Source organism: Neoroseomonas marina (assembly GCF_012927745.1).
GTDB classification, from domain to species: Bacteria; Pseudomonadota; Alphaproteobacteria; order Acetobacterales; family Acetobacteraceae; genus Neoroseomonas; species Neoroseomonas marina.
In genome coordinates, this window is record NZ_JABBKX010000001.1 from 506,599 (window position 1) to 533,051 (window position 26,453).

Genomic DNA, 26,453 nt, shown 5'->3' on the forward strand with positions numbered 1-26,453 from the left:
TCACTCCACGATGAAGCCGGCGGCCGCGGGCGGCCTGATCTGCCGGTACGGCCCGCCGGACCCGGTCTGACGCCGCAGGAGGATCCGCTCGAGGTCGGTCGCGGGGCGGAAGGTGTCCAGCGGGGTCGCGAGCGCCTGCGGATCCGACACCGGCCGCACCAGGTACGGGGTGATGATGATCACCAGTTCCGTTTCGTTGCGCCGGAACTGATCCGAGCGGAACAGGGCCCCGAGGATAGGAATCTCGCCGAGACCAGCGATCCCCGAATTGTTGTAGGCCATGTTGCGGCTCAGTAGCCCGGCGATCGCGAAGCTCTGTCCGCTGCCGACCTCGATCGTGGTCTCGGCGCGGCGCACGGTCAGGCCGGGAATCGTCACCGTGCCGCCCGCGACCGGGAACGTCACCGCATTGGCGTTGGACAGTTCGCTCACTTCGGGCCGCACCCGCATGTTGAGGCGCTCGGGCGAGAGCACGGTCGGGATGAAGGCGAGACTCACGCCGTACTGCTTGTAATCGACCGTCAGGGCGTTGCTGTTGTTCGACGCCGCGACCGGGACCGGGAATTCGCCGCCGGCGAGGAAGGACGCCACCTCACCCGACTGGGCGGTCAGGTTCGGCTCGGCGAGGATCGTCACCAGCCGGTCCTGGGCGAGCGCGTCGATGATACCGTTGATATCGAAGTTGCCGCTCTGGAAGCCAAGGCCGATCAGGCCGCCGCCGGTCGTCCCCGCATTCTGCAGCGCGTTCAGCACCGACCCGACCACGCCTGCGCCGGTGCGCATGCCGACACGCCAAGTGCCGTCATTGAAGGTGCCGAGCCAGTTGAAGCCGAGATCGCGGGTGACTTCCCGCGAAATCTCCGCCACGCGGACCCGCAGATTGACCTGAATGCCGGACAGCAGGGTGAGGTTGTTGATCACCTCGCGCCCCTCGCCGCCCATGGCCTTCGCGATCGCCTCGGCACGCTGGGCATCGGCGGCGGTGGGAACCATGCCGGACAGGCCGATGGCGCCGCGGCCGACCATCTGCACCTGGACGTTCTGACCGCCGCGCACCATGCGGCGGATCATGCTCTGAACCTGCCCGGCGGAGACCGCCGGAGCGGCGGCCACGGCCGGCGCCGCCTGTGCGGCGCCCGTGGCGCTTGCTTGCACCGTGATGTCGAACTCCGCGACGAGCGAACCGTCTTCGCGCGTGGCGATCAGGTTCGTCCGGCCGGCATTCACGCCCATCACGAACAGGCTGGTCGGCGAGGCCGGCTGGACCCGGGCGATCCGGGGGTCGGCGACGAGGACGGTCACCGCCGCCGACGGCAGTTCGACCAGGCGGCCCGACCCTTGCTCAAGGACGATCGGCCGCGTCAGCGTCGCACCAGGCACGGGCGTCGCGCCCGGCATCGGGACCTGGGCCGGCTGAGCCTGCGCCTGCTGCACCAGCGGCAAGCCGGTTCGCGGCAGCGGCGCCACGGCGGGAATCGAGCTCCGGACAGCGCCTTGCGGGCTGGCCTGCGCCATCTGCACCACCGTCGGTGCCGAAGGCAGGGCCACGTCGGCGATCGGGATCGCCGCCGGCTCGCGGACCGCCGCCGCCGGAGCCTGGATGATCGTCGGTGCGGCGCTGGCCAGCACGGTCGTGCCAGGCTCGGCCCGTGTCGCCGGCGCCGGCAGGCGCGTCGCAGCGGACAGGTCGGCGAGGATGCTCTCGGAGGTCGGCGTCGCCACGGCCTGTGTCGCCGCCGGATCCAGGATGTCGACCACCAGCTTCGGGCCGTGATGGAAGTGGCGGAACCGGACGCCCGGCCGCGCCTCGATCCGAATGGCCTCGCCCTCGGCGCTCAGGCCGGTGACGTTGCGAGGGTACATGCCGACGCCTCCGACGGCGACCCGGCCCGGATTCGCGAATCGGATGGTCAGCCCATCGCCCGTCGATTCGGCGTGGTAGGGCGTCTGGGTGGGCCAATCGAACACGACCCGGCCATAGCCGGGGTGATTGCCGACCCGCACGCCGACCTGGGGACCCGCCACTGCGACCGTGCTTTCCGCCGACTGGGCGGGCACCTCGGCCGGCGCCAGGACCAGCAGCGAAACCGAGGCGAGAAGCGCGAAAGCCGCAGTTCGCCACGCCGCACGTGCTGTCGACGGGCCCGGGGCGGCGGATCTCGTCAGGCTCATCGAAACGTCACCTCCTGCTGGGTCCCGCCCTGGATCACGCGCATCCGCGTGGTCGGCGCCGGTGCCTGCGGTCCCGTCAATGCGGAGGATACATCGGAACCGAACACAAGCGAGGGTCTTGGGCCGGTCGCCTCGGGAACACCCTCGATCGACCGGACGACGAGCGAGATCCGGCCCAGCTGCATCGCCACGGCGACCCGTTCCGCCTGCTCGGGGGTAACCTCGAGGGTCACAGTGCGCGCGACCACGCGGCCGGCGGTGGTATCGGCGCCGCTGTGGCTGATCTGCTGATCCACGGCGATGACGCGCACCGCCGACAGGATGGTCTCACCCACCACGCGGCGGCCCGGCTGGTCGTTCCCACCCTGCAGGTTCTGGGTCAGGATCAGGTCCACTTCGTCACCCGGCCAGATCAGGCCGGAGGCGCCGGTGACCACGTCGACACCGATCGAGATTGCACGGGTGCCCGGACGGAGCACGGCGGCGAGGAAGCCACGGTCCCGCGGACGCAGGACATCGGTCGTGATGACCGGCTGGTTGGCATCGATGAAGCGCCGCAGCAAAGCGCCACGAAGTTCGGTGCGCGATTCAGCACCCTGGGTGAAGCCTCCCTCCGGTACCTGATCGACCGTGACTTCGCGCTCCTGGAAATCGTCGTCCTTCAGCAAGGTGCCGATCGACAGGGGCCGCGCCGCCACGAGCATCCGGACCTTCGGCACCGGGGCGACAGCCGGGGGCGCTTCGACCCGCGCGACCTGCTGCCCGTCCGTGCCGGGCCGCATCAGTTGCATGCCGATGATAGCGAGACCGGTCGCACTCAGCAGGAGCGAGAGGACGACGAGAAGCCGCAGGAACATGGGTCAGGCCCTCGACAGGGAGAAAAGGAGGAACATGCCGCCGGCAGCAATCGCCACGGCGTAAGGCAGGGGGCCACGCCGGCGGATCCGGCGCGCCTCGACGGCCATGACGCGGCGCAGCAGCGCCCCGCCTGGCGCGAGGCTCGCTTCGGGAACAAGGTGGCGTGCAAACAGATAGGCCAGGCCCAGAATGCCGCCGGCCATGACGGTCGCGACGATGAAGGACCAGGTGTCTGCCGGCGCCAGACCGGTTGCCATGGCCGCCATCAGCTTGACGTCGCCACCGCCGAGTGCGCCGCGCATCGCAAGCAACAGGAGGAGGAGGAACAGGCCGGCAGCCACGCCCAGGGAGACCAATGCCTCGGACCACCCCACGACGCCGCGGGTGACGAGGCCCATGACCGCGATGGCGATCGAGATCCCGTCGGGGATCAGCCGCGTCGCCACGTCCCGCGCCGCGGCTATGGCCAGTAGCGGCAAGGCTGCGATCAGGAAAAGGGTTGATGCGGTGGTCACGAGGCCATCATCCCGGGCTGGCCACGCGTCTACCGCGTGCCGCTGACGCCCGAATATACGTCGTTCTGCGTCTGCCCTAGGACATTCGCCAGATAGACGTAGGCGCCACGGGTCGGGTCCAGCAACTGGGTCGCAGCGATCCCCACGACGATGACGACCGCGACGGCCAGGATCGCGTACTCCGAGGCCGTTACGCCGCGGCGATCCACCACATGGCGCAGAGCCCGCCGCAACGGGACCGCGAGCTGGGTGAGCTTGGCGGCATCCAAGCGCCACGCCATCAGATTGTCTGAAGACTTGGCCATCGGCTCAACGCGCTCCTCGCCGGCGATTTCGACTTAATAATGGGACTGCAACGGCCCCGCAGTTCAAGGTAATTAAACGAAAGCCATTAAAGCGACGAAACGGCGGGAGCCTTCGCGCCCGCCGTTTCCGCGAGACTTGACGCGCCCGGTCCCGGCCCGGACGCGCTCCGCGTCAACGCCCGGAGACGCTGCTGCTGACCGCAGACTGCTGCGTGCTGATCTGCGTGCCGATGTTGGAGAACGCGGACTTCAGCGCGTTGCCGAACTGCGTCGCGGCAATGCCGACGATGATCACAACGGCCACCGCGAGGATGGCGTACTCGGCAGCCGTCACGCCCTTGCGGTCGGAAGCGGCGCCGCGGAGCGAAGCCAGGAACTTGCGAATCATGTCGATCCCCTTCGTTTCATTTCAAAAACGAGCCCGATTTCATCGCCCCTCCTAACCGCTCGCCAAGGTTGTAACGGAGAGAGCGAGAAGCGGATCAGCCCAGGGGCAGACAACCGCGTCGGATGCAACTGAGCATAGTGGTTAACCGAACGTCAATGACGAAAAATCGATTTTCGTTATCATTTTCTGAGAATTGTCCGACAATTCTCGCATGTGCGAACTCAATTTTTCGTGATATCAGTCACGTGGATGCCTGCGCCGCAACTTGTGACCATCTCAAAATCTGGTTCGATCAACGTATTATCGATGGCGGCTTGCCGCATGTCTCGGTGTCCGCAGCGCGCGCGGAATCTCACGCGGGCGTCACAGCGGCCTATGGTATGGTAAACGAAAGATGACGTAGCCGGGCCGCATGCCCCCTTGTCCCGGCGATGCGAAAGGTTCGCGCCATGTCGAACACATCGATGTCCGGTCCGATGCGCGGCCGCGCCAAGCCCGCACCGAGACGCCTCGGCAATCGCGGCGCCATGGGTGCGGCCTTTGCCATCGGTGCCACGGTCCTTCTGGGAATGGGCGCACTCGCGACCGAGGCAGGCGTCTGGCTGAACACCCGGCGGAACGCCCAGGATGCCGCGGATGCCGCGGCCTATGCCGGACTGGTCCGCCTGTCCTTGACCGACGCGACCGCCGCGACCGCCGCGGCGACCCAGGTCGCCACACGCAACGGCTTCACCGACACCGGCGCGTTGGCCAATGCGGGCGATACGCGCGTCGTCGTCCAGACCGGCCTCTGGCAGAACAGCACCTTCACGAGCCCGGCGCCCAGCGGGTCGAGCGCCAATGCCGTCCGTGTCGACATCAACCAGGTTCAGCGCATTGGCCTGACGCAGCTGATCAGCCGCACGGCTCCGATCGCCTGGGGCGGCGCCATCGCGGCGCTCGAAGTCGGCGGTCCGGCCTGCACGCTCTCCATCCCGCCGGCCACGACATCGAGCCAGGTCCAGGGACGCACCAACATCGCGGGCAGCACCACGGTCAACGCGCCCAACTGCATCATCGCCTCCAACATGGAGGGATCGAAGTCGATCAACGTGCAGGGTTCCGCGGTGAACAGTGTTACGGCCGCCGCGCTGCGCGCCTCCGGGCAGTGCTACAATTGCGAGGACGTTCCGAGTGGCAACGTCCCGGGCGGGTACACGTCCGGCGCCACGCAGACGCCGAATCCCTACTCCGCTCTCGACGCTTGGACCATGCCGACCTTCGGCAATGGCAACAATAACTACCCTTGTGTCGATCCCCTTTACGTCGATTCGAATAATACCTTTGTAAGCAGCCAGAGCCAAGCCTCCACGATCTATCTTGCCGCCTACAACACAATTGGGGCTCAGTCGCAAAGCATTACCTATCGCACCGGAAACGGCAACTCGACCCGGACTTTCAACATTACCAATACCTCCTACGTAGCAACATGCACGAACATCTCGCTCAGCGGCCAGACGCTCGTTCTGAAACCCGGAACCTATTTCTTCAACAATGCGTCCCTGTCGATGAGCAACGGCACCATCACATGCGACGGCTGCACCCCTGGCGGCGCCGGCGTCACCCTCGTCTTCACCGGCAGCAACTCCAACAGCGTCGGCAATCTTCAGATCACGGGTGGCAACTTCACGCTGATCGCGCCAGGGACGGCGACGAACGCCAATCCCGCCGACTTCATGGGCACCGTGATCTATCGCGACGACCTCGCGCGGGTCAGCAACTCCGCGAACGACACCATGATCATCACCGGCAACTCGACCAGCACGCTCTTCGGCGCGGTCTATTCTCCGACCGCGGAGGTGCGTCTCGTCGGCATGACCGGCATGAACCAGACGACGGCGGGCAACTGCATCGCCGTGGTGGCCGCGGAGATCACCTTCTCGGGCAATTCCGGCGCGAATATCGACGCCTGTGAGTCGAACGGGACGCGCGTTGCCCGGACGCGGTATGTGAGGTTCGTGCTGTGAAGCTGCCGAAGATCCTCCGGCGCCGCGACCGCGGCATCTCGGCCCTCGAATTCGCGCTGACCCTGCCGGTCCTGACCTTCATCATGCTGGGCGTCGCCGATTATGGCGCCGCCCTGCAGCAATCCATCCGGCTGGAGGCCGCAGCCCGCGCCGGCGCCCAGGTCGCCTTCACGCATACGGGCGATACGCAGTACAACGCCGCCGACACGAACTTCACGACCGGATCGAACGCCCGGCTCGTGCGGGATGCGGTCTTCGCCAAGCTCTCGGGCTGGTCAGCAGCCCCCAGTTGCACCAATGGCGCCGGCAATGGCGTCTGCGTGACCTATGTGGCCTGGTGCCAGTGCCCGCAGAACGGGAATGCGGTCGGCACGAACTATGCCTTCGATTGCAGCGCGGACGCCCCGCCCTGCGCGGATCATCAGCAGTTCGCGTCCATCACCGCGACCCGCAACTACAGTCCGCTGTCGATCGTCCCAGTGAGGACCCTGCGTGGGAATGTCGAGATCCGTGTCCGCTAAGCGCCACCCGCTCCGCTGCCGTCGCGGCGCCTCGGCCCTCGAGTTCGCGCTCGTCGGCGCGATCTTCTTCATCGTGCTCCTCGCATCGATCGACCTCGGTCGCTACTACATGGCGATGCAGGGGCTGCGGAACTTCGTGGCCGACGCCGAACGCTACGGCATCGTGAACATGTGGTGGGATACGGCGGGCACCCGGACGGCCACCTGCGCGCAGATCGTCCAGGCCACGAACCGGGGCGGCGCGATCGGCGGACTCGCCGGCACGAGTTCGGGCAACTGCGTCACGCGCACCCAGACGGTCTCGGGCGGCATCGTCACCGTCACGGTCGCGGTCAACGTGGACGTGCAACTCCGGCTGCTGTTCAACACCTTCCAGTTCATGCCGACCCGCTTCCAGGATTCGTCGACCATCACCTTCCAGTTGTAGGCGAACGGGCGCACCTTCCTTCCAGCCAATGCCGAAGGAGGAACATCCATGCGTCTCGGCCAGGGGGCCCCTGCCCGCCCGACCACCCGCCTGCGCGCCCTGATCGACGCGCACCGTCCGCTGATCGTCCCGGGCTGCTTCAACGCCATGTCGGCCCGCATCCTCGAGGATGCCGGGTTCCCCGCTCTCTACATGTCGGGCTACGGCACCTCGCTGAACCTGCTCGGCCTGCCCGATGCCGGGCTGACGACGCTGACCGAGATGGCGCTGAACGCGAAGCTGATCGCCTCGGCCGTCCGCGTTCCCCTCATCGCCGACGCCGACACCGGCTTCGGCAACGCCATCAACGTCGTCCGCACCGTCGAGGAATACATCCGCGGCGGCGTCGCCGGCCTGCACCTCGAGGACCAGGTCGCGCCCAAGCGCTGCGGCCACGTCGCGGGCCGCGAGGTGATCGCCCGCGACGAGGCCGTCCTGAAGGTCCGCGCCGCCGCCCGCACGCGCGATGCGCTCGACCCGGACTTCGTCATCATTGCCCGCACCGACGCCCGCGGCGCCCATGGCGGGTCGCTCGACGAGGCGATCGCGCGGGCCAACGCCTTCCTCGAGGCCGGTGCGGACCTGGCCTTCGTCGAGGGCCCCAAGGACGTCGAGGAAGTCGCCCGCATCGGCCGCGAGGTGAAGGGCCCGGTCTTCTACAACATGACCGGCATCTCCCCGCGCCTGTCGGCCGAGGAGATGGCCGCCCTCGGCATCCGCGTCTGCATCCTGCCAGGCGCGGCGATGCGCGCGGCGATCATGGCGATCCACGACTTCGCCATGGCGCTCAAGACGGACGGTCCGATGGCCGAGGCCGCCTACGACGCGAAGTTCAAGGCGCACCCGAAAGGCAACCTGCACGCGTTCTCCGGCTTCGACCGGATCCGCGAAATGGAGGCGGAGTTCCTGCCGGAGGAAGCGGCGCGGAAGTACGAGGGCGGGCTCGGATACGCGCCGAAGGCGGCCGAGTGAGGTCGGGGGAGGAGAACCTCCCCCGATCCCCCTCCCTTTTCTGGTCGCTGGGTTCCAGGGAATGCTGGAGGGGGTCCGCAACCCCTAGCCCACGCGCAGCCCTGTCGCCTGAACGATCCTGCGGGCCGTCTCCCGATCCCTCCGGATGACGTCCGCGAAGGCGACAGGATCCGATTCCACGGCATCGGCCCCGGCCGCCTCGAGCCGCCGCCGCACATCCGCATCCGCCAGCGCCGCGCGGACGGCCGCGCCGAAGCGCTGCATCGCCGCTGGCGGCGTGCCGGCCGGCGCGAAGACGCCGGTCCAGGACGACATGTCGTATCCGGGGAAGGTCTCCCCGATGACCGGGATCTGCGGCAGCGAAGCCTGGCGCTGGCCCGCCGTGCTCGCGATCAGCGTCGCCCCGCGTTCCACCGCGGGGCGGAGGCTGGAGTAGGAGATGATCCCGGCATCGATCCGCCCGGCCGCGAGTTCGCGCGCAACATCGGCCCCGCCGCGGAAGGGCACGTGCTCGAGCCGGATGCCGGCGGCGAGCTGCAGCGCCTCCCCCATGAAATGCCCGATATGGGCGACGCCCGGCGTGCCGTAGGTGACCTCCCCGGGGCGGCGCTTCGCCTCGGCGACGAAGCCGGCGAGATCGGTCGCGGGGAACCCCGCGCGGATGCCGATGATGTAGGGCTGGGTCGTCACCTGCACGACGGGGATGAAGGCGGCGGCGTAGTCGAATGGCAGGTCGCGGCGGACCTCCGGCAGGGTGGCGAAGGTCGCGCCTTCGAACAGCAGGGTGTGGCCGTCCGCCGGGGCCTGCGCGACGGCCGCCGCCGCGATGGCACCCGAGGCGCCGGTGCGGTTCTCGATCACGAAGGGCTGGCCGAGATGTTCGGCGACCCGTGCCTGCATGATGCGCGCGATGGTGTCGGCGACGCCGCCGGCGCTGTAGGGCACGACGAAGCGGACGGGACGATCGGGCCATGTGCTGCCCTGTGCGCGTGCAAGCCCTGGTGTGGCGAGGCTTCCCAACAGCAGCGCCGCGCGCCGGGTGATGCGATCCATAGGCGTTCTTCCCTTCCCGCAGGCGCTTGACCGCACCCGTTGCGCGCGGCGTGATGCCGCCACGGTGCGTGAAGGCTCGCTACGCTTTCACGCCGACGTCAAGGCTCGGGAGGAAGGCGGCGATGCCCGCGACGATGTTCGACAAGATCTGGGACCCGCATGTGGTGGCGGATCTCGGCGGCGGGTGGTCGCTGCTCTACTGCGACCGTGTGCTGGTGCACGACCTCTCTGGCGGACGGGCCCTGCAGGAAGTGGGCGAGGCCGGCTACAAGGTCGCGCGTCCCGACCTCGTCTTCGCGACGCCGGACCATGCGGTGTCCTCGGCGCCAGGCCGGACCTCCGAGACCTTCCCGACCGGCGCGCGGCTGCTGGCGGGCCTGCGCCAGCGCGCGGCCGAGACGGGGGTGCGGCTGTTCGACCTCGGCCAGGACGGCAACGGCATCGTGCATGTGATGGGGCCGGAGCTCGGCATCGTGCTGCCGGGCACGACGCTGGTCTGCGGCGACAGCCACACCTGCACCAATGGCGGCGTCGGCTCGCTCGCCTTCGGCATCGGTGCCTCGGAACTGCGGCATGTGCTCGCCACGCAGACATTGCCGCAGAAAAAACCCAGGCGCATGCGTATCCGCTTCGAAGGCACGGCCCCGGCGGGCGTCACGCCCAAGGACATGATCCTGGCCGCGATCGGCCGTTTCGGCGCGGCCGCCGGCACCGGCCATGCGGTGGAATATGCCGGGTCGGCGGTACGCGCCTTGTCGGTCGAAGGACGGCTGACGCTATGCAACCTGTCGATCGAGATGGGGGCCAAGATCGGCATGGTCGCGCCCGACGCGACGACCTTTGAGTGGCTCGCCGGACGCGACTTCGCGCCGAAGGGCGCGGCCTGGGACGCGGCGGTGGAGGCCTGGCGCGCGCTGCCGACGGATGAGGGCGCGAGTTTCGACCGCGACCTGCTGATCGACATGCGGGAGATCGCCCCGCAGATCACCTGGGGCACCAGCCCCGAGCAGGTGCTGCCCGTCACCGGCCGCGTGCCCGATCCCGCCGAGGCCCCGAGCCCCGAGAAGCGCACCGCCTGGGAGGCCGCGCTCACCTATATGGGCCTGACGCCGGGGCAGCAGATCGCCGGCACCAAGGTCGACTGGGTGTTCATCGGGTCCTGCACGAATTCGCGCATCGAGGACCTGCGCGCCGCCGCCGCCGTGCTGCGTGGCCGCAAGGTTGCCCCACATGTCACCGCCTGGGTGGTGCCGGGGTCCGAGCGCGTGAAGCACGAAGCCGAGGCCGAGGGCCTGCACATGGCCTTCCGCGAGGCCGGCTTCGAATGGCGCGAGCCGGGCTGCGCGCTTTGCGTCGCGGCGAACGGGGAAGCGGTGCCGCCGGGGGCGCGCTGCGTCTCGACCTCGAACCGCAACTTCGTCGGCCGGCAGGGAACGGGGGCGCGGACGCATCTCGCCTCCCCGGCCATGGCGGCGGCGGCGGCGGTGGCGGGCGCCATCGCCGATGTCCGGCAGTTCGCGGCGTAAGGGGGCGCGACCGATGGAGAAGTTCACCACCGTCTCCGGCCCCGCCGCGCCGATGCTCAGCGCGAATGTGGACACGGACGTCATCATCCCGATCCAGCGCCTGGTCGGCACCGGGCGCAGCGGCCTCGGCCCCTACGCCTTCGAACGGCTGCGCTACAACAAGGACGGATCGGACAATCCGGACTTCGTGCTGAACCGCCCGCAGTATCGCGACAGCCCGATCCTGCTCGCGGGGCCGAACTTCGGCTGCGGATCCTCCCGCGAAGGCGCGGTCTGGGCGCTGATGGGCATGGGGTTCCGGGCCGTGCTCGCGCCGTCCTTCGGCGACATCTTCTTCAACAACTGCTTCCAGAACGGGATGCTGCCGATCGCCCTGCCGGAGGAGACGATCCGGCAGATCGCGACCGAGACGGAAGCCGCGCAAGGCGCCCGCCACACCCGGGTGGACCTCGCCCGCCAGGTCGTCGTCACGCCGGACGGGCACGAGATCCCGTTCACCGTCGACGCCCGCAAGCGCGATGCGCTGCTCGAGGGCCTCGACGACATCGCGCTGACCCTGCGCCTGCAGGACCGCATCAACGCCTGGTATGCCGCCGACCGCACGGCGCGACCCTGGGCCTGGGAGAGTGTCGAGCGATGACCCTGGACATCGTTGTCCTGCCCGGCGATGGCGTCGGGCCGGAAGTGACCGACGAAGCGGTGCGCGTCCTCGACTGGTTCGTCGCGAAGCGCGGCGTGCCGCTGCGCATGACGCGCCACCTGTTCGGCTCGGCCTCCTGGGCCACGCAGGGCACCACCATGCCCGATGCGACGTGGGAGGCGATCATGGCCGCCGACGCGCTGCTGTTCGGCGCGGTCGGCAGCCTCGACCAGAAGCAGATCCCGGCGGAGGAGCGGCGCAAGGGATCGCTGCTGCGCATGCGCAAGGGGCTCGACGTCTTCGCGAACCTGCGGCCGGTGCGCGCCTGGCCGGCGTTGGCCGAATCCTCTCCCTTCAAGACGCGCACCGTTGCCGGTGCGGACCTGATCTTCGTGCGCGAGCTCACCGCCGGGATGTACTTCGGCACGCCGCGGGGCATCGAGACGCAGGCGGACGGCACGCGCCGCGGCGTCAACACGCATACCTACACGGAAGCCGAGATCGCCCGCGTCGCGCGCTTCGCGCTCGGCCTCGCGCGCACGCGGCGCAACCACCTCACCTCGGTCGACAAGGCCAATGTGATGGAAGCCGGCGCGCTGTGGCGGGAGGTCGTGACGGCCATCCACGCCGCGGAATTCCCCGACGTCACGCTCGAACACATGTTGGCGGACAATTGCGCGCTGCAGCTCGGCCGTGCGCCGACGCGTTTCGACGTGATCGTGACGGACAACCTGTTCGGCGACCTGTTGTCGGACTGCGCCGGGGCGATCAACGGCAGCCTCGGGATGCTGCCATCCGCGGCGCTGTCGGCGCCGGACGCGAACGGCCGGCGACGCGCGCTGTATGAACCGATCCACGGTTCGGCACCCGACATCGCCGGCAAGGGGATTGCCAATCCGCTCGGCGCCATCCTGTCGGCGGCCCTGCTGCTGCGGTGGACGGCCCAGGCACCGGCGGAGGCCGATCGGCTCGAGACCGCCGTGGAAGCCGCCCTCGCTGCCGGCGCGCGCACGGCGGACATCGCGCTGCCGGGCGAGGCCGTCCTGTCGACCCGCGGCATGGCCGACGCGGTGATCGCCGCACTGGATGCGGCGCAGGGCTGATCCCGCGCCGACAGCGACCCTCAGCGCAGCGGCCCGAACACGGCGCTGCGCAGGGTGAACATGATTCTCCAGCTCTGGTCCGCCACCGTCGGCGCGTCGTGGGCGATGCCGCGCGCGACGTAGACATCGGCGACCACGCGGGAGGCGAAAGTCGCCCGCACACCGCCGCCGGCCGACACGGCGGAGGTGTATTCGGGCAGTCCTCGCTCCCGCCAGTCGAGCGACCACAACTGCCCCGCATCGACGAAACCATAGGCCTCGGGGCGCGACAGCACGCCTGCTTCCAGCGCCTCGAGGCGGATCGCCAGTTCCGCGGCGCCGAGCGCGCCGCTGTCGCCCTGCAGGCTCGCCTGCGGAAAGCCCCGCCCGAAGGGCCGCCCGCCATAGAGCAGCGCCTCGCTCGCCGGCAGCGGCCGGTCCGCCAACTGCCCGAGCCCTGCCAGCCGCAGGACGAAGGGGCCAGGCAGTTCCTGCTCGCGATAGGCCTGCAGCACGCCCTTGAGGAAGTCAGGGCCACCGGCGGTCGGGCTGCCGGCGCGCGCGCCGAAGATGTCGAGCCCGCTGCTCAGCACCAGCCGCAGCACCGTGGTGCCGACATTCGGCGTCTGCTCGGTGTACGAGATGCCGACGCGCGCCGCCCGCGTCCGTTCGTTCGACAGGGTGAAGCCGAGCAGGGCGCTTTCGCTGTTGATGCCATCGAGACTGGCTTCGACGGAGAGATCCCGCCGCAAACCCAGGATGAGCGGATAGGCGAGCGTCATGCCGAAGGTCGTGGCGTCGCCTTCGGTCGTGGTGCCGCTTTCATGCGTGCGGAGGTAGCCGGCCGAGAGCCGCAACGTGAGGCCATCGGTACCGAGCGGCCGCGCATGGACGATCCCGTAGTACTGGAACCGCCGCGCATCGGCCGGCATCGCGAAGATGAAGTCGGTCCGGTCGCCCGCGCCACCGATCAGCCCGTTCAGCCCGAGGCCGACATCGAACTGGGTGCGCCCCAGCGGCGTGGCCCCGAGATTGTTCACGCCGAAGCCAAGCTCGACCGGCTGCCACGCCAGGTTCAGCTTCAACCGCAACGCCGCCGGGTCCGCCGTCGGTTCCACCGCCGTGGCAACGGTCAGGCCAGGCACCCGGGCCAGCAGCGCAAGGGCGCGATCGAGCGTGTCCTGCCGCAACGGCCGTTCGGCCGTCAGCCGCCGCGATTGCGCCTGGATGAAGGCCGATGCGGCGGGCGCGGCCTCGCCCTCGAAGACCACTTCGGCGAGATGGCCGAGCACGACGTCGATCCGCAGGACGCCGCCCGCGAAATCCTGCGCCGGCACCCGGACCTGCCGGAGCGCGAAGCCCAACGTCTCGAGACGTGCCTCCACCGCGCGCGCGAGGGCCAGCAGGCCCGCGGCGCCGATCTCCTGGCCGATCGCCGCGCGCCAGGCCGGTTCCAGGGCGCCCGGCGGCACTGCCTCGGCGCCGCTGACGCGGACCTCCGAGAGGCGGAACGGACGCACCGCCGCGATCAGCGGCGCGGGAGCCGCGCCGCCAGGCTCGGGCCGCGCCACCTCGGGCGGCGCGGTGGGCAGCTGGTCCAGCCGGCCCGTATCGATCATGCGCGGGCCGGTCTGGCCCGCGGCCTCGAAGGTGAGGGCAGCCAGCAACATTGCTGCCGCGCCGGACAGGCGGGCAGTCGAACCCCTCGTCATCGCGGAACCTTCTTCCCCCTGGTCGGCCCTCAGGCCGGGGCGACGTGCGCCCCGGCCCGGGAGGTCACCGCCGGACCAGCCCCTGAACGACGCCCGTGGTCGTGCCGGCGAGCGGGGTCGTCACGGTGCCCACCGCCTGGCCCAGCGTCGCGCTGGTGCGATTGACGACCGGCGCCACCGGCGCCAGGGCCGTCGCGGCCACGGCGCCCGCCGTCGTCGCGGTCGGGACCAGCGCCGGGCCCGCCACGGGCACGGCCCCAACCGTCGCGCCCAATGCCGGCGCAAGGTTCGACGGCGTCAGCGTCACGCTGGCTGCCTGGCCGCCGGTCAGCACGCCCACGCCCACCGCGTTCGGCGCGGGAACCTGCGTCGCGCCCACACCGGCACCGACGAGGACCGGGGTCTGGCCGCCGGTGCCGCCGATCGTCGTGCCGCCCAAAGCCACCTGGGCGAGCGGAGCCGCGACCGCGTCGGCCCGGACCTGCACCACGCCGAGCGTGCTGCCGACCACGGGAAGGCCCGACAGCCCGTCCTGCGCGACCGCCGTGCCACCGCTGGTGAGCGCACCGCCCACGGCCTGCACCAGCTCGGCGCCCGGCAGCAGGACCGTGCCCAGCGCGCCGCCCTGCGTCGCGGCCCCGAGCAGCGTCCCGCCGACCACGCCGACCGTATTGCCCGTCGTCACGAGCGCACCGGAGACGAGCGGCGAGACGAGCCCACCCGCCGCGGCAACCACCGGCGTGCCGCCCGAACCGCTGCCGCCGCCGCCACCGCCCGAGCCGCCACCGGAGCCGCCGGAGCCGCCGCCCCCACCGGCGACGCCGGTGCCGGACCCGCTGCCGCCATCCGCACTCGCGGAACCGCCGTCGCCCGGCACATTCGTCTCCGCCAGGCTGAAATCGCCGCCGCGCGAACAGGCGGCGGTGGCGCCAATCAAAAGAGCCAGGGGCAACACCCGCAGCATACCCACAGTCCTGGGCCCCCGTTCGGCAATTGTTTCGTTGCGCATACGAAGTCTCCTTCCTGGGTTTGCCGCCGCGAAAGCGGTCGGCAGCCGCGAGCGTCCCGGCCCCCCAATGCGCCTCGGAACGATCGCATCATGACTGTATCGTCAGCAACCTCAGGTGGATGACGATTAACGCAATTCTCGCAGTCACGAATCCGTGATGTTGCGCGAGCGAGACTTTCGCTGCCGCTTTCCGACCACCCGCAATGCGCTCTAGCCTCTGAGCAACGACAGGGGAGGACGCGATGCGTCGGATCATGCTGGCTGCCGCCGCGGCCCTTTTGGCCTTGCCCTTGGCGGGGCCCGCCGTCGCCCAGGATCGCACCATCCGCGTCATCTCGGGCTTCGCCGCCGGCGGTGCGGGCGACCTGATGGCCCGCCTGATCGCCGAATACGTCCCGCCCCTGATGGGGGCCAGGGGGGTCGTCGAGAACCGCACGGGCGCCAACGGCCTGATCGGTGCCGAGGTCGTCGCCCGCGCGGCGCCCGACGGCATGACGGTTCTGCAATGCCCGATGGGCAGCATGACCATCACGCCGAACCTCCCGGGCGTCGCCCTGCCCGTCGACCCGCGCACCGAGCTGATGGGCGTGGCGAACGTCGCGCTCTCCACCTACGCGCTGATCGTCGCCGCGCGGGGGCCGTACCAGGATGTGCCCGCGCTGCTCGCCGCCGCGCGGGCGCGTCCGGGCGGGCTGACCTACGCCTCCGCCGGCGTGGGGTCGGCGCAGCATCTGTCGGTCGAGTTGCTGAAGTCGCGGGCGGCACTCGACATCGCCCATGCGCCCTATCGCGGCGCGACGCCCGCCGTGGTGGACATCCTGGGCGGTCGCGTGGACTTCATGATCACCAACCTCGGCGACGTCATGCGCCAGATCACGGGCGGGGAGCTGCGTCTGCTCGCGCTCGGCGACGATGCCGGATCGCCGCTGTTCCCGCAGGCGCGGCCGATCTCGGCCTTCGTGCCGGGCCTGCAGATGGCGGGCTGGTTCGGCATCTGCGGCCCGAAGGGCATGAGCGAGGAGAGCCTAGCCCGCTGGTCCGACGCGACACGCCGCGCCCTCGAGAACCCGGCCTTCCGCGAGCGCCTGCTCGCGAACGGCCTGACGCCGCAATTCGAGGATACGCGCACCTTCAATGCGCGCATCGCCGCCGATCTGCGATCCTGGGGAGACGTCATCCGCGCCGCCGGCGTCCGCGGCGACTGAGGCGATCCCGATGCGTCTCGCGGCCTTCACCAAGAACGGCGAGAACCCGAACTACCTGGCCTTCCTGCGAGGGGTGGAGAAGGTCGCGGCGGCCGTCGGCGCGACGGCGACGCGGCATTTCCCCGCGATCCCGGACGACCCCGCGCAGCAGATCGCGCTCCTGCGCGCCGTGGTCGCCGAGACGCCCGACGCCATCATCTTCGCGCCCGCGGACGATCGCCTGCTGGAGGCGCCGGTCGCGGACGCGATCGCCCAGGGCATCCCCTTCATCGGCTTCGTCAACCGGATGAAGGGCGACTTCGTCTCCTTCGTCGGCGCGGACGACGTGGCGATGGGCCGCACCATCGCCGGGGTGCTGATCGCCGCGCTGCGCGGGCGCGGCGACGTGGTGCTGATCGAAGGACCCGACACCGCGCCCACCAGCCGCGATCGCGGCCGCGGCTTCCGCGAGGCGATCGCGGCTGCCCCGGGCATCCGACTGGTCGGCACCGCACCGGGGCGCTACCTGCGCCGCCCCGGCCGCGGCGCCATGGAGGCTCTGCTCGCGCAGCACCTGCGCATCGACGGCGTCATCTGCACCAATGACCTGATGGCGCTCGGCGCGCTCGATGCGCTGGAGGCGGCGGGCCGCCACGCCCTCATCGTCGGCAACAACGGCACCATCGACGCGGTGAAGGAGATCGCGCGGGGGCGTCTGCTCGCGAGCATGGACTACGATGGCTTCAAGATGGGCGCGATCGCGGCCATGGCCGCCCTGCGCCACCTGGTCGGCATCCCCGTGCCGCGCGAGATCCTGCTCCCTGCGCAGGTGATCGACCGCGCCAATCACGCCGCCTGGCTCGTCCCGATCGAGGAGCGGCCGCTGCCCGACTGGGACGCCATGGTCACGGCCTGACGCAACCAACGAAAATCCGGGGAGGACACTGCATGACCATTACCCGCCGCGCCTTGGGCGCTGCGCTGACCACGGCCGTTGCGGCGCCAGCGCTGGCAGAGGGCAGCGCCTGGCCGACGCGCCCCGTGCGCCTGATCAGCCCCTTCGCACCGGGCGGACCGCAGGACGTGCCGGCGCGCTATTTCGTCGACTACCTCACGCCGCGGCTCGGCCAGCCGGTGGTCTATGACAGCCGCGCGGGCGCGGGCGGGCAGGTCGGCATGCAGCATGTCGCGACCGCGACCGACGGGCACAGCTTCCTGATCACCTCCAATTCCGTCGCGACGCTGCCGGCGCTGAAGCGCGACCTCGGCTTCGATCCCTTCACCGACCTGCTGCCGGTGACGATCGTGACCGAGGCGCCGCTGGTCTATTGCGTGCGCGCCAACGGGCCGGCGGACCTCGCGGCCTACCTCGCCCGCGCGAAGGAGAATCCCGGGCGCGTCTCGGTCGGCAGCTCGGGCATCGGCTCGGCCACGCATCTCGCCAGCGCCTTCCTGATGCAGAAGGCCGGCGTCGACCTGCTGCACGTGCCCTATCGCGGCGCGGGGCTGATCATGACGGCGCTGCTGGCGGGCGAGATCGACACCTTCGTCGGGGATCTGTCGCTCGCGCTCGAGCACATCCGCGCCGGGACGATCCGCCCCATCGGCGTGACGACGGCGACGCGCGCACCGCTGCTGCCGGAGGTCCCCGCGATCGGGGAGACCATCCAGGGCTACGCCGTGCCCTTCTGGTTCGGCCTGTTCGCGGCGAAACAGACGGCGCCGGAGGCGATCCGGCGGATCAACGCGGAACTCGGCCCGCTCGCAGCGCCCGACAGCGAGTTGTCGCGTCGCATGGCCGAACGCGGATCGCTGCTGGTCCTGAGCGGCCCCGACCCGCTCGCCGCGCGGCTGCGCAGCGAGGTTGCGCAATGGCGCCAGGTCGTCCAGGCCGCGGGGATCACGCCCGAATAGGCGCCGCCCTCACGGCCGCATGGTGAAGGCGGCCGTGCCCGGCGCACGCAGCGGATCCGCGAGGCGCGCGAACTCGCAGAGCAGCTTCCGGCTGTCGCGCGGGTCGATGATCTCCTCGACCCAGAAGGCCTCGGCCGTGCGGAAGGGGGAGCGGAGCTTCTGCAACCGCTCCTCGATTTCGGCGACCTTGGCATCCTTGTCCTCAGCGGCCGCGACCTCGGCGGCATAGGCCGCCTCCACGCCGCCTTCGAGCGGCAGCGAGCCCCACCGCGCCGAGGGCCAGGCGTAGCGGATTGAATACCGACCCGCCGGCTGGTGCACCACGCCCGCCACGCCGAAGGCGTTGCGCACGATGATGGTGCACCAGGGCTGGCGGCACTGGTTCACCGCCGCCATCGCCCGCACGCCCCAGCGGATCGTCGCAGTCTTCTCGGCCTCGAGCCCCACCGCGAAGCCCGGGCAGTCCATCAGGTAGACGACCGGCAGGTGGAAGGTCTCGGCGAGGTCGACGAAGCGGATGATCTTGGAACAGGCATCCGCGGTCCATGACCCGCCCTGGAAGATCGGGTCCGAGGCCAGCACCGCGACCACCCGACCGTCGAGCCGCGCGAGGCCCGTGATCACCGGCCGCCCGAACCACTTCCCCATCTCGAAGAAGGATCCCTTGTCGACCAGCGTCTCGATGATCGGCCGCATCTTGTAGGCCTGGCGCGGGTCGCGCGGGATGGCGGAGATCAGCTTCTCGTCGCGCCGCGCCACGTCGTCGCGGTTGCGCGTCGCGGCCGGCAGTTCGAAGACCGAGGAGGGCATGTAGGAGAGGAAGCGCCGCGCCAGCGCGAAGGCTTCCTCCTCGGTGTCCACCGCGTCGTCGACGGCGCCCGCCTTGCACTGGATCTGCCAGCCGCCGAGGTCGCGCTTGTCGAGCTTCTCGCCCAGCCGCGCCACCACCGGCGGCCCGGCGACGAACATCGCGGAGGACTTCGTCATCACCGAGTAATGCGCCGCCGCGAGCCGCGCCGCGCCGAGCCCCGCGACCGAACCGAGCCCGAGCGTCACCACCGGCACGATGCCCATGTTCGCCGTGGTCTGCTGGTAGAGCTGCGTGCCGCCGACGCCGCCCGGCAGGTTGGCGCGCCCCGTCGTCTCGATCGTCTTGACCGAACCGCCGCCACCCGATCCCTCGATCAGCCGGACGATCGGCAGGCGGAGCTCGGCCGCCATGCGCTCCGCCATGATCGGCTTCTCACGGATGGTCGCATCCGCGCTGCCGCCGCGGACAGTGAAGTCGTCGCCGACCACGACGACCGGCCGGCCATCGACCAGCGCGCGCCCCATGACGCAGTTGGACGGCGTGAAGTCCTTGAGGTCGCCCTTCGCGGTGTACTCGGCACGTCCCGCGATGGCGCCGACCTCGTGGAAGGAGCCCTTGTCGACCAGCGCCTCGACGCGCTCGCGCACCGTCAGGCGGCCGCCATCGTGCTGGCGCTTCACCTTGTCCGGCCCGCCCATCTCGCGAGCCATCGCCTCGCGCCGGCGCAATTCCTGCAGTTCGGCTTCCCAATTCATCCGCACGGAGTTCCCTTCCCTCCGTGCAGTGTCACGCCGCGTCCCAGGTGCGGCAAGACGGGGTCAGGGCGCGACGACGTCCTCGCGCGCAAACCACAGCGTCAGGGGCGGGCCGTTGACCAGGCGCATGCGCACCAGCCCGCCATCCTGTGCCTCGACGGTCCAGGAATTCACGCGGAAGGTGGTCCGGCACCCACCGGCGGCCCGCGTCTCGGCGAGGACCCGGGGATTTCCGTCGGCGCCTTGGCGCAACAGGCGCAGCGAGGACGGATCGGCGCAGCCGAGGACACCGTCCCGCGCCACGCGCCAGGCCGGCGCCGCGGGCATCGCCTCCGCCGGGGCCGGAGCCTCGGTGCCGCTTTCGGGGGCCCTGCTGCCGGGCGATCCGGGCAGCGCGTCCGTCTCCGGCAGGGCGGGGCCCGGCGTGGTGGGGCGGACCAATGGGGGGCGCGGCGGGGGCGGTGGCGGCGGCAGCGGCAGCGGTTCCTCCGCCGGGGGTTCCGCGGCGCAGGCAGCCAGCAGGATGAACGCGGCACAGACCAAGCCCTGCCGATGTCGAATCATCTGCGACTCCGCGCCCTCGCTCACAGTTCTGCCAGCATCGTGAGGAAGGCCCCAACGCGGCGAAACTTGCAAGCCCGACAAGCTTGCCCGATCCTGGGAACACTTGGTTTTGCGAGTCGCCGCGACCATTGCGAGGGGTGCCTCGGGCATCGAAAACGATACCGGCATGCAGGGTTCCGTTCGCCCCGGCCTCGCGGGGCGCCTTCGCATTGTTGCGCTTGCCGGGCTCGTGCCTCTCCTGCTGGGTGGGGCGCTGGTCGGCGTGTTCCTGCGCGATTGGGTCGAAGAGGAAGCCGCGCTGCGGCTGAATGCCGCGGCCCGGGCGGCCGCGGGCATGGCGGATGCCGAGATCCAGTCCCGGCGCTTCGCCTTGCAGGCCTTCGGCAGCGCGCTCGACGGGGAACGGAGCCTCGGGGCCCTGGAAGCGACGGACGCCGCGGCGCGCCGCGTGGCGGCCGCCCTCGATGCCCCGGTCGGGCTGCTGGATCGTGGCCTCGGCATGATGGTCGACACGACGCAGCCCTTCGGCACGCCCTTGGCATCGACACCCGCCGTCGCGGCCGGGCTGTGGGCGATCGAGACCGGCCGCGCCCGGGTGAGCGATGTCCTCGCCGGCCCCGGCAACACCGCCATCCCGCCGATGCTCCTGGTTCCGCTGTTGCGGGACGGGCGGACGGAAGCCGTGCTCAGCACGCCGCTCGATCCCGACCGGCTGCTCCCGGTCTCGCCCGGCGGGCTGGTGGCCCTGCTGGACAGCCGCGGCCGCGGCATCGTCGAGCGCGGCGGCGGCCCGGAGGACCTGCCCGATTGGCGCATCGTCTCCGTGATGCCCCAGGGGGAGGTGCGGACCAGCCATACCGGGCGGGGGGCCGCGGTCCGCGTGGCGGTCGCCTATCTGTCCGAGGCGGCCGAATGGCGGGCCGTCGCCTGGCAGCCCACCACCGCTGCCGAGCTCCCCTTGAGGCGCCTCCTCCCGGTCGTTCTCGGCGCGGTGGCGGTGTCGCTGCTGATGGCCGCCTTTGCCGTCCTGCGGACACGCCGCGTCATGGTCGATCCGATCCATGAGCTGACGCGGCACGCGGCCGCGGTTGCCGAGATGCTGCGCGGCGATGCCGCGGCGCCCCCGCCGCCCGCGATCGCGGCGCCGGCGGAACTGGCCGACCTCGGCGCGGCCCTGGCCGCCGCCCAGCAGGCCGCGGAACAGCGCGAACGCCGGCTGCGCGCCCTGGCCGAGGCGGGCGCGCTGGTCCTCTGGCGCGCCGACGTCGCCGGCGGCTGGACCGAGGCGGCCGGCTGGGCCGGCCTCACCGGCCAGAAGGCGCCCGCCTTCCGCGGCGACGGCTGGATCGAGATGGTCCATCCGGACGATCGCGCGCCGACGCTGGCCGAATGGGGCCGCGCCCTGGTCGCACGCGGCGCCATCGGCGTCGAATTCCGGGTTCGGAACGCCAGCGACGACGGGGATTGGCGCTGGGTCCGGGCGACCGGCGTGCCGATCAGCGACGAGGACGGCACGCTGATCGAATGGGCCGGCGCCATCCACGACGTGACGGAATCGCGCGGCGCCGCCGCGGCGCACCGCGTAAACGAAGCGCAGGTCCGCCAGACCGTCGCGGAGTTGCGCGCGGTCTACGACACGGTTCCGGTGGGGCTGGCGCTGGTCGATGCCTCGCTGCGCTTCGTGAACGTCAATGCGCGCTTCGCCGCCATCAGCGGGCTTCCCCCCGAAACCCATGTCGGACGCGCCCCGCACGAGGTGATGCCCGAGGGTCTCGCCGGACCGCTCGAAGCCGCGCAGAAGGATGTACTCGCCACCGGCCGGCCGGTGCTCGACGTCACCTGCACCGGGCAGGCGCCGGGCGCGGTGCAGAACCTGCGGCACTGGCTCGCCTCATGCCATCCGGTGAAGGACGCCCAAGGCGCGGTGACAGGCGTGTCCGCGGTCCTGCAGGACGTCACCGACCGGGTCCGGGCGGAACGGTCGCGGGAACTCCTGGTCACCGAGCTGAACCACCGGGTCAAGAACACCCTGGCCACGGTGCAGTCCATCGCCGCCCAATCCGTCCGGCGGGGCTCGTCGAACAGCGGCGCCTTCGGTCGGGAATTCGTCGGCCGGCTCCAGGCGCTGACCCGCAGCCATGATCTCCTGGCGGCCCATGGCTGGGACCGCGTCGACTTCGCGCGGGTCGTCTCCGCGGGCCTGGCGCCGTGGACCGAGGCAGGGCGGCAGATCCGCGTCAGGGGTTCGGGCCGCATCCAGGTCGATCCGGGCCAGGCCCAGGCCCTGATCCTTGCCCTCCACGAACTCGCCACCAACGCCGTGAAGCACGGCGCCCTGTCCCGGCCGGGCGGCGAGGTCGATGTCACCTGGTCGCGCGACGAGAACGGCGTCGCCCATTTCGAATGGCATGAGACAGGGGGGCCGCCGGTGATCCCGCCCTCCGCGGACCGGCGCGGCTTCGGCATGCGGCTGCTCGAGCGCGGCCTCATGCACGACCTTGGGCCGGGGGCGGACGTCGCCCTCACCTTCCCCGAGGATGGCCTGCGGGTGGTGATGCGGTTCCGGACCGGCCTGCCCGCGCTGGAGAAGGCGACACCCGCCTGATCGGCCGCTTGTCCCGGCGACGCGACTGCATCAGAAGAGCGCCTCGGAGCGGGTCGGCCGTCCCCGGGGTGGGGTGCGCCATCTGCGACACCCGCCGCGGCGCGGGGTTTCGACGATCAGGGAGAGTGCGGCGGCATGTTGTCTCGCAAGCGTGTGCTGGTGACGGGCGGGGCCGGCTTCATCGGGTCCCATCTCTGCGAACGGTTGCTCGCACAAGGGCACCAGGTGCTCTGCGTCGACAACTATTTCACCGGGACGCGGGACAACATCGCGCACCTGCTGCAGCACCCGCAGTTCGAGGCGATGCGCCACGACGTGACCTTCCCGCTCTATGTGGAGGTCGACGAGATCTACAACCTGGCCTGCCCGGCCTCCCCGGTGCACTACCAGTTCGACCCGGTGCAGACGACCAAGACCAGCATCAGCGGCGCGCTGAACATGCTGGGCCTGGCGAAGCGCGTGAAGGCGAAGGTGCTGCAGGCCTCGACCTCCGAGGTCTATGGCGACCCCGAGGTGCATCCGCAGACCGAGGATTACCGCGGCAGCGTGAACCCGCTCGGCCCCCGCGCCTGCTACGACGAAGGCAAGCGCTGCGCCGAGACGCTGTTCTTCGACTACAAGCGCCAGCACGGCGTGCGCATCAAGGTGGCGCGCATCTTCAACACCTATGGCCCGCGCATGCACCCGAATGACGGGCGCGTGGTGTCGAACTTCATCGTCCAGGCGCTGTCGGGCAAGCCGATCACCATCTATGGCGAAGGCACGCAGACGCGTTCCTTCTGCTTCGTGGACGACCTGGTCGAAGGCCTGATGCGGCTGATGGACACGCCGGACGAGGTGACGGGACCGGTGAACCTCGGCAACCCGCACGAGATCACGGTGCGCGAGCTCGCCGACCGCGTGATCGCGTTGTGCGGCGAGGGCGCGCGGCTCGAGCAGCGGCCGCTGCCGCAGGACGACCCGACGCGGCGCTGCCCCGATATCGGGCTGGCCAAGCGGCTGCTCAGCTGGGAGCCCAAGGTGCCGCTCGAGGAAGGGCTGCGCCGGACCGTGGCCTATTTCGACGGCGTGATCCGGCGCTGATCGCCGCGGGGCGGGGCCGCAGCGTCGAGCTGCGCCCCCGTAGCGGCTACTTCAGCGGGAAGCCCAGCGCGATCAGCTTCTCCTTCAGCCGGTCGCGCCCGTTCAGCGCCTTCATCGTCCCGAGCCGCGCGATCACGCGCCTGGTCCAGGTGTCGCCGGCCATCTCGTTGCGGCGGGAGAATTCCGCCATGCGCGGGTCGTAGGCGGCGCGGTGGCCCTGGTCGTCGGCGTCGTAGGTCTCGCGGTGCAGGATCGCGGCCTGGGGCAGGCGCGGCTTCACCTCGCCCTCGCGGCCCGGCGCCGCGTAGCCGACGCACAGGCCGAAGACCGGCGTGGCGCCCGGCGGCAGGCCGAGCAGCCCGGCGACCCGCGTCACGTCGTTGCGCAGGGCGCCGATATAGACCGTCGACAGGTCGAGGCTTTCCGCCGCCACGACCGCATTCTGCGCCGCGAGCGCCGCGTCGATCGCCGCGACCAGGAAGGATTCCAGGTAGGGCATGCCCGCGAGCTCGGTCCCCTCCTGCGCCGCCAGCCGCCCGTTGCGCGACACGTCGGCGAGGAAGACCAGGAAGATCGGGCACTGCTCGATGTGCTTCTGGTTGCCGGCGATGACGGCAAGCTCGGCGCGCGTCTCCGGCCGGTCCACCGCCACGACCGACCAGGTCTGCAGGTTCGACGAGGTCGCGGCGGACTGGGCGGCGGCGACGAGCGTCTCCAGCGTACCCGGCGGCGGCGCATCCGGCTTGTAGCCGCGCACCGACCGGTGGGAGAGCATGAGCGCGATGGTGTCGCTCCATGGCCCGGCCTTGGGCTCGGCGCCGACGCCGTAGCGCAGGGCGAGCGCCGCAGCCGCGGCGGGCATCTGGTGTCCGTCCATATCGAGGAATCCCCTGGGGTTTGCCAGAAGGTAGCGCGGAGCCGCCTGCCGGCAAGTCAGCGGGCGACGGCGGCGGCCGGATGCGGGGCGGCGAGGCGCGGGCCGGCGCCGAAGAGCTTCTCGCGGTAGGTACCGGGGGCGTAGGCACGCTTGTAGCGCCCACGCTCCTGCAGCGCAGGCACCAGCAGCTCGACCACGTCCTCGAGGCATTCGGGAACGATGGTGCGGGAGAGGTTGAAGCCGTCGATGTCGGCCTCGTCGGTCCAGGCGATCAGCGCCTCCGCGACCTCGTCCACGCTGCCGACGATGGGCGGCTGGCGGCTGCCGAGGACCAGGCGGTCGATCAGCGCCCGCTTGGTCGCGCGGGGTGCCGCGGCGCGCAGGGCCTCGACATTCGACCGGATCGCTTCGGAGGTACCCGGCAGTTCGTCATCCATCCCGTAGGCCGCGAGGTCGAAGCCGAGCGAGGCCGAGGCGTGCACCAGCGCCGCTTCCACATTGCGGTGGCGGCGATAGTCCTCGAGCTTGTCCTGCGCTTCCTTCGCGGTGCGTCCCAGGATCAGCGTCGCACCCATGAAGGCGCGGATCGGCCGCGTGCCGGCGCGTGCCCGAAGGTCCTTCACCAGCCCCGCGACATGCGGCTTCGGTCCACCGTTGATGAAGACGCATTCGGCGTGCCGTGCGGCGAAGGCGCGCCCGCGATCCGAGGCGCCGGCCTGGTAGAGCACCGGCGTGCGCTGGGGCGAGGGCTCGACCAGGTGCGGCGCGTCGAGGCGGTATTGCCGGCCTTCGTGCCGGATGCGCGCGACGCGCGCGGGATCGGCGTAGGTGCCCGTCGCGCGGTCGCGCTTCACGGCGTTCGCCGCCCAGGATTCCTCCCAGAGCCGGTAGGCGACCTCCATGAACTCGTCCGCCATGTCGTAGCGGTCGTCATGGGCCATCTGCCGGTCGAGGCCCATCGCGCGGGCCGCGCTGTCGAGATAGCCCGTGACGATGTTCCACCCGATCCGCCCGCGCGTGAGGTGGTCGAGCGTCGAGAAGCGCCGCGCCAGCAGCGCCGGGGGTTCCCAGGCGAGGTTCACCGTCACGCCGAAGCCGAGATGCTGCGTCACCGCCGCCATCGCAGGCACCAGCAGCATCGGGTCGAGCAGCGGCACCTGCACCGCGTGGCGGATCGCCGCGTCCTGGCTGCCGCCATGCACGTCGTAGACGCCAAGGACGTCGGCGAGGAACAGCCCGTCGAACAGCCCGCGCTCGAGCAGCTTTGCAAGCCCGGTCCAATGATCGAGCGAGAGGTAGTCGAGCGAATGGTCCCGCGGATGGGTCCACATCCCCTGCTGGATGTGGCCGATGCAGGCCATGTCGAAGGCGTTGAGCCGTATCTCGCGCATCTGGATCCAAAGAAGGTTGAGGGGGGTTCGGGGGGAGAAGTTCC

At 70.7% G+C, this 26,453-nt stretch carries 24 protein-coding genes; 12 read left to right on the forward strand and 12 right to left on the reverse strand.

Annotation, left to right across the window (positions count from 1 at the left end; translation table 11 throughout):
- From GWK16_RS02435 to GWK16_RS02455, 5 genes are all read right to left on the reverse strand, one after another.
- Positions 1-2,025 carry a pilus assembly protein N-terminal domain-containing protein gene (locus tag GWK16_RS02435; protein ID WP_211187032.1) on the reverse strand — a complete coding sequence of 675 codons (2,025 nt, stop codon included), beginning with the start codon at positions 2,023-2,025 and terminating at the stop codon, positions 1-3.
- A gap of 143 nt (positions 2,026-2,168) precedes the next feature.
- Positions 2,169-3,029: a Flp pilus assembly protein CpaB gene (cpaB, locus tag GWK16_RS02440; RefSeq protein WP_170052370.1), complete on the reverse strand. Its 861-nt coding sequence runs from the start codon at positions 3,027-3,029 to the stop codon at positions 2,169-2,171.
- Positions 3,030-3,032: 3 nt separating this feature from the next.
- Entirely contained in the window at positions 3,033-3,545 is a 513-nt protein-coding gene (locus GWK16_RS02445; RefSeq protein WP_338144378.1) for an A24 family peptidase, read from the reverse strand.
- A 29-nt stretch (positions 3,546-3,574) separates the two neighbouring features.
- Positions 3,575-3,826 (reverse strand): hypothetical protein, encoded by a 252-nt coding sequence (locus tag GWK16_RS02450; RefSeq protein ID WP_170052372.1) that lies wholly within the window; start codon positions 3,824-3,826, stop codon positions 3,575-3,577.
- 196 nt (positions 3,827-4,022) lie between these two features.
- Positions 4,023-4,238: a Flp family type IVb pilin gene (locus GWK16_RS02455; RefSeq protein WP_170052373.1), complete on the reverse strand. Its 216-nt coding sequence runs from the start codon at positions 4,236-4,238 to the stop codon at positions 4,023-4,025.
- Between the two features lie 449 nt (positions 4,239-4,687).
- Between GWK16_RS02455 and GWK16_RS02460 the strand changes: the two genes are divergently transcribed.
- The 4 genes from GWK16_RS02460 to GWK16_RS02475 are packed head-to-tail and all read left to right on the forward strand — an operon-like array spanning position 4,688 to position 8,203.
- Positions 4,688-6,244 (forward strand): pilus assembly protein TadG-related protein, encoded by a 1,557-nt coding sequence (locus GWK16_RS02460; protein WP_170052374.1) that lies wholly within the window; start codon positions 4,688-4,690, stop codon positions 6,242-6,244.
- Entirely contained in the window at positions 6,241-6,765 is a 525-nt protein-coding gene (locus GWK16_RS02465; RefSeq protein ID WP_170052375.1) for a TadE/TadG family type IV pilus assembly protein, read from the forward strand. The genes GWK16_RS02460 and GWK16_RS02465 overlap by 4 nt, the downstream gene beginning before the upstream one ends.
- Positions 6,755-7,192: a TadE/TadG family type IV pilus assembly protein gene (locus tag GWK16_RS02470; protein ID WP_170052376.1), complete on the forward strand. Its 438-nt coding sequence runs from the start codon at positions 6,755-6,757 to the stop codon at positions 7,190-7,192. Before GWK16_RS02465 ends, GWK16_RS02470 begins: the two co-directional genes overlap by 11 nt.
- Before the next feature lie 48 nt (positions 7,193-7,240).
- The gene (locus tag GWK16_RS02475) at positions 7,241-8,203 is read left to right on the forward strand and encodes an isocitrate lyase/PEP mutase family protein (RefSeq protein ID WP_170052377.1); all 963 of its coding nucleotides are present in this window, start codon (positions 7,241-7,243) and stop codon (positions 8,201-8,203) included.
- A gap of 84 nt (positions 8,204-8,287) precedes the next feature.
- Here GWK16_RS02475 and GWK16_RS02480 read toward each other — a convergent pair whose 3' ends face one another.
- Positions 8,288-9,256, reverse strand: coding sequence for a Bug family tripartite tricarboxylate transporter substrate binding protein (locus tag GWK16_RS02480; RefSeq protein ID WP_170052378.1), 969 nt, complete (start codon positions 9,254-9,256; stop codon positions 8,288-8,290).
- 122 nt (positions 9,257-9,378) lie between these two features.
- On the opposite strand from GWK16_RS02480, the gene leuC reads away from it, so the two are divergent.
- Genes leuC through leuB form a run of 3 tightly spaced genes read left to right on the forward strand, consistent with a single transcriptional unit; the run spans position 9,379 to position 12,525 of the window.
- Positions 9,379-10,782, forward strand: coding sequence for a 3-isopropylmalate dehydratase large subunit (gene leuC / locus GWK16_RS02485; protein ID WP_170052379.1), 1,404 nt, complete (start codon positions 9,379-9,381; stop codon positions 10,780-10,782).
- Between the two features lie 13 nt (positions 10,783-10,795).
- Positions 10,796-11,422, forward strand: a complete 627-nt coding sequence (gene leuD / locus GWK16_RS02490) for a 3-isopropylmalate dehydratase small subunit (protein WP_170052380.1) — start codon at positions 10,796-10,798, stop codon at positions 11,420-11,422.
- Positions 11,419-12,525 carry a 3-isopropylmalate dehydrogenase gene (leuB, locus tag GWK16_RS02495; RefSeq protein WP_170052381.1) on the forward strand — a complete coding sequence of 369 codons (1,107 nt, stop codon included), beginning with the start codon at positions 11,419-11,421 and terminating at the stop codon, positions 12,523-12,525. The genes leuD and leuB overlap by 4 nt, the downstream gene beginning before the upstream one ends.
- Positions 12,526-12,545: 20 nt before the next feature.
- Here leuB and GWK16_RS02500 read toward each other — a convergent pair whose 3' ends face one another.
- Both GWK16_RS02500 and GWK16_RS02505 read right to left on the reverse strand, forming a co-directional pair.
- Positions 12,546-14,174: a ShlB/FhaC/HecB family hemolysin secretion/activation protein gene (locus GWK16_RS02500; RefSeq protein ID WP_170052382.1), complete on the reverse strand. Its 1,629-nt coding sequence runs from the start codon at positions 14,172-14,174 to the stop codon at positions 12,546-12,548.
- Between the two features lie 106 nt (positions 14,175-14,280).
- The gene (locus GWK16_RS02505; protein ID WP_170051936.1) at positions 14,281-15,180 is read right to left on the reverse strand and encodes a hypothetical protein; all 900 of its coding nucleotides are present in this window, start codon (positions 15,178-15,180) and stop codon (positions 14,281-14,283) included.
- A 287-nt stretch (positions 15,181-15,467) separates the two neighbouring features.
- Between GWK16_RS02505 and GWK16_RS02510 the strand changes: the two genes are divergently transcribed.
- The 3 genes from GWK16_RS02510 to GWK16_RS02520 are packed head-to-tail and all read left to right on the forward strand — an operon-like array spanning position 15,468 to position 18,323.
- A complete protein-coding gene (locus GWK16_RS02510) occupies positions 15,468-16,430 on the forward strand; it encodes a Bug family tripartite tricarboxylate transporter substrate binding protein (protein ID WP_170052383.1) in 963 nt (320 codons plus the stop codon).
- A gap of 10 nt (positions 16,431-16,440) precedes the next feature.
- Positions 16,441-17,325: a sugar ABC transporter substrate-binding protein gene (locus GWK16_RS02515; RefSeq protein WP_170052384.1), complete on the forward strand. Its 885-nt coding sequence runs from the start codon at positions 16,441-16,443 to the stop codon at positions 17,323-17,325.
- Between the two features lie 32 nt (positions 17,326-17,357).
- Entirely contained in the window at positions 17,358-18,323 is a 966-nt protein-coding gene (locus tag GWK16_RS02520; RefSeq protein ID WP_170052385.1) for a Bug family tripartite tricarboxylate transporter substrate binding protein, read from the forward strand.
- Between the two features lie 9 nt (positions 18,324-18,332).
- Here GWK16_RS02520 and GWK16_RS02525 read toward each other — a convergent pair whose 3' ends face one another.
- Positions 18,333-19,889, reverse strand: a complete 1,557-nt coding sequence (locus tag GWK16_RS02525) for an acyl-CoA carboxylase subunit beta (RefSeq protein ID WP_170052386.1) — start codon at positions 19,887-19,889, stop codon at positions 18,333-18,335.
- A gap of 63 nt (positions 19,890-19,952) precedes the next feature.
- Positions 19,953-20,453, reverse strand: coding sequence for a hypothetical protein (locus tag GWK16_RS02530; protein WP_170052387.1), 501 nt, complete (start codon positions 20,451-20,453; stop codon positions 19,953-19,955).
- Positions 20,454-20,619: 166 nt separating this feature from the next.
- Between GWK16_RS02530 and GWK16_RS02535 the strand changes: the two genes are divergently transcribed.
- Both GWK16_RS02535 and GWK16_RS02540 read left to right on the forward strand, forming a co-directional pair.
- Positions 20,620-23,058, forward strand: a complete 2,439-nt coding sequence (locus GWK16_RS02535; protein ID WP_170052388.1) for a sensor histidine kinase — start codon at positions 20,620-20,622, stop codon at positions 23,056-23,058.
- A 135-nt stretch (positions 23,059-23,193) separates the two neighbouring features.
- On the forward strand, positions 23,194-24,141 hold the full coding sequence (locus tag GWK16_RS02540) for a UDP-glucuronic acid decarboxylase family protein (RefSeq protein WP_170052389.1): 948 nt from the start codon (positions 23,194-23,196) through the stop codon (positions 24,139-24,141).
- Positions 24,142-24,187: 46 nt separating this feature from the next.
- Here the strand turns inward: GWK16_RS02540 and GWK16_RS02545 are convergent, their stop codons facing one another.
- Positions 24,188-25,018: an NADPH-dependent oxidoreductase gene (locus GWK16_RS02545; RefSeq protein WP_248291079.1), complete on the reverse strand. Its 831-nt coding sequence runs from the start codon at positions 25,016-25,018 to the stop codon at positions 24,188-24,190.
- Positions 25,019-25,074: 56 nt separating this feature from the next.
- A complete protein-coding gene (locus GWK16_RS02550; protein WP_170052390.1) occupies positions 25,075-26,409 on the reverse strand; it encodes an LLM class flavin-dependent oxidoreductase in 1,335 nt (444 codons plus the stop codon).
- Between the last annotated feature and the right edge of the window lie 44 nt (positions 26,410-26,453).